This is a genomic window from Streptococcus sp. 2020WUSS089, assembly GCF_044427405.1.
Taxonomy (GTDB): domain Bacteria; phylum Bacillota; class Bacilli; order Lactobacillales; family Streptococcaceae; genus Streptococcus; species Streptococcus hashimotonensis.
This window is the reverse complement of the sequence record NZ_JAOTGD010000023.1, coordinates 1-2,970: the sequence shown is the minus strand read 5'-3', so window position 1 is coordinate 2,970 and position 2,970 is coordinate 1. Positions and strand designations below refer to the sequence as shown.

The 2,970-nt window shown below is 42.7% G+C and carries 2 protein-coding genes and 1 pseudogene; 1 reads left to right on the top strand and 2 read right to left on the bottom strand.

Annotated features, from left to right (window positions below):
• A pseudogene (locus ODU46_RS10010) lies at positions 1-110 on the top strand (IS30 family transposase); the annotation flags it as partial.
• A 528-nt stretch (positions 111-638) separates the two neighbouring features.
• Here ODU46_RS10010 and dapA read toward each other — a convergent pair.
• Positions 639-1,574 (bottom strand): 4-hydroxy-tetrahydrodipicolinate synthase, encoded by a 936-nt coding sequence (dapA, locus tag ODU46_RS10005; protein WP_024400438.1) that lies wholly within the window; start codon positions 1,572-1,574, stop codon positions 639-641.
• A gap of 72 nt (positions 1,575-1,646) precedes the next feature.
• Positions 1,647-2,723 (bottom strand): aspartate-semialdehyde dehydrogenase, encoded by a 1,077-nt coding sequence (locus ODU46_RS10000; RefSeq protein ID WP_398579571.1) that lies wholly within the window; start codon positions 2,721-2,723, stop codon positions 1,647-1,649.
• Positions 2,724-2,970 lie beyond the last annotated feature (247 nt).

The following is a 2,970-nucleotide window of genomic DNA, read 5'->3' as shown; positions in this document are numbered from 1 at the left end:
CCAAGAAAACGACTCCGAAAGAAGTCGCTTTTATCGAAAATTGGATTAACAACTACCCTAAAAAATGCTTGGACTACAAGTCGCCAAGTGAATTTCTTTTGGGTGGCTAACTTCAACTTGAAATTTGGGTTTTAGTTATTATATCAAGAATGCCCAAAAATTGAAAAGGCTTGCAACTGAAAAGCACACCAGATAACTGATGTGCTTGTGTAGATTTAAATAAACCAACGAAGATGACAAGAAGCTCCACTTGGTTAATCGTTTTCCAAATTCCTCACTCTTTATGCTCTAACCCACGTTACAATACTTCGCTTTTTGTTTTCAAGCTCAGGTACGAGTAGACCACCGGTCTATTCGTATCCCCCGAACAAGCCTCGCTTTCGTATTTTCAGGCTCGGGTCTTCTGTGGTCACTTTCGTATTTCTTGGTGACCAGATGATGTACTTCGCTTTTTTGTTTTCAGGCTCAGGTACAAATAGGCTACTAGCCTATTTGTACTCCCCTGACTATCCTCGCTTTCGGTTTTTTGAGCTCGGGTTAAAACAGTCACTTCCCTGACTGTTTTAATCCACTACCCCAGACATTGCTCGCTCTCTTGTTTCTTGGCTCGCGTTAAAACAGTCTATCCGTAGACTGTTTTAATAATCTGGTCGTACGACTCCTGTCACTGTAGCTTTGGTTGCTTCGTAGTCGCCGTCAACGACTACTTTGATAATGCGTTTGGCATCTTCTTCTGGGCATGGAACCAACGGCAAGCGGAGTGGACCAACTTCAAATCCAAGATAGTTGAGAACTGCCTTAACTGGTGCAGGACTTGGATAGGAGAAGAGGGCATTGACTTTCGGGATGAACTTGCGTTGAATAGCGGCTGCTGTTCGAATATCTTGTTGTTCGATGGCTGTAAACATTTCATACATCTCATCACCATTCGTGTGAGATGCAACAGAAATCACACCATCTGCTCCCAAGTTCATTGCATGGAAAGCATCGCCATCCTCACCTGTATAAATCAAGAAGTCGTCAGGTCTATGCTCAATAAGGTAAGCCATGTTGGCAAGGCTTGTACACTCTTTAACACCGATGATGTTTGGATGCTCAGCCAAACGTAACATGGTTTCTGGCGTCATTTCAACCACGACACGACCTGGGATATTGTAGATAATGATTGGCAAATCAGAGGCATCCGCAATAGCCTTGAAGTGCTGATACATTCCCTCTTGAGAGGGTTTGTTGTAGTAAGGCACAATGGCAAGACCTGCCGCAAAGCCGCCGAATGCTGCGACTTCCTTAGCAAACTCAATCGAGTCGCGCGTATCGTTTGTACCAATACCTGCAATCAAGGGAACACGACCGTTGACAATTTTTTGCACAGCACCAAATAATTCCAGTTCTTCCTCGTGTGTCAGGGTTGGACTTTCGGCAGTTGTTCCTGCTAATAAAATCCCTTCTGTGTGATGGGACAACAGATGCTCAATCAACTCGGGTAAAACTTCAAAATTAATCGAGCCATCTTCTTTGAAAGGGGTAATCATTGCTGTAATAATTTTTACATCACGTAAATCTTGAATAGACATAGGCTTCCTCACTTACTGATTGTTGCTAAAAAAGGCTGAGTGCAGCCTTTTGTGTACTTTTGGTTAATGAAATTATTTCAATTCAAATTTCAAGTCTGCCGTTGGACGAACTAGACCACGCTCATGAAGGGTTTCAGCGATTTGAACAGAGTTCCATGCAGCACCTTTGAGCAAGTTGTCAGAAACAACCCACATGTGAATACCGTTGTCCTTATCCAAATCTTTACGGATACGACCAACAAAGGTATCACGGCTACCGACAGCGTTAATGGCCTGAGGATAGACTTGGTTAGCCACATCATCTTCCAAAACAGCACCTGGAAAGGCTGCGATGGCTGCTTTTACTTCATCAATTGGAGCAATTTCCTTGGTTTCGATGTAAACAGACTCCGAGTGAGCAGACAAGACTGGAATACGAACGCAGGTTGCAGAAACAGCAATACTGTCATCTTCCATAATCTTCTTGGTTTCTTTTGTCATCTTCATCTCTTCATATGTGTAGTCATTGTCTGTGAAGAGGTCGATTTGTGGAATCGCATTGAAACCAATTGGGTAGTGCTTCTTATCGCCTCCAGAAGGAAGAATGTTTGCTTCTACAGCTTTTGGCTCAACACCATCATTCAAGACTGCACGCAATTGAGCTTGCGTTTCCAAGATAGCTCCCATACCAGCTCCAGAAACTGCCTGATAAGTAGATACGATGATCCGCTCCAAGCCCCATTTCTGACGAACAGGCTCCAAGGCAACCATCATTTGAATGGTTGAGCAGTTTGGACATGCAATGATACCATTGTGGGCATCCAGTGCGTGAGCATTTACCTCAGGAACAACCAGAGGAACATCTGGATTTTGACGGAAGTAAGAGGTATTGTCAACTACTACAGCTCCTGCTTTTACAGCGTAAGGAGCATACTTGGCAGATGTAGAGCCACCAGCTGAGAAGAGGGCAATATCCACTCCTTCAAAGGCTGTTTCTGTTGTTTCTTCAATGACAATATCCTGTCCCTTAAACTGCAAAGTCTTGCCTGCTGAACGGGCAGAAGCAAGGAAACGCACTTTCTCGATTGGAAGTGTTGACTCTTCCAACATTTTAATCATTTGGGCACCGACTGCACCAGTGGCACCAACAACAGCTACTACATAGGCCATAGAAATCTCCTTTAAGTCAATTCTTCAAAATTTTCTAAATATTTTATATTTAACAATTATATCATAATTTTTTCAAATGAAAAGCCCTGAGAAAGAATTTCCCAAGGCAATTACTTCGAAAGTAAATTCCCAAAGTAAGTTCTAGTCTGTCTTAAAAACTGGAAACTAGAATGAGACAAAGAAATAAGGTAGAACTTACTATGGGACAAGTTGGTAACCGACAATGAAAAACAAACACTTAACTCTC

Bases quoted from the DNA above. Each gene is read 5' to 3' on its own strand.
- dapA (WP_024400438.1), bottom strand. From the start codon at position 1,574: ATGTCTATTCAAGATTTACGTGATGTAAAAATTATTACAGCAATGATT.
- ODU46_RS10000 (WP_398579571.1), bottom strand. From the start codon at position 2,723: ATGGCCTATGTAGTAGCTGTTGTTGGTGCCACTGGTGCAGTCGGTGCC.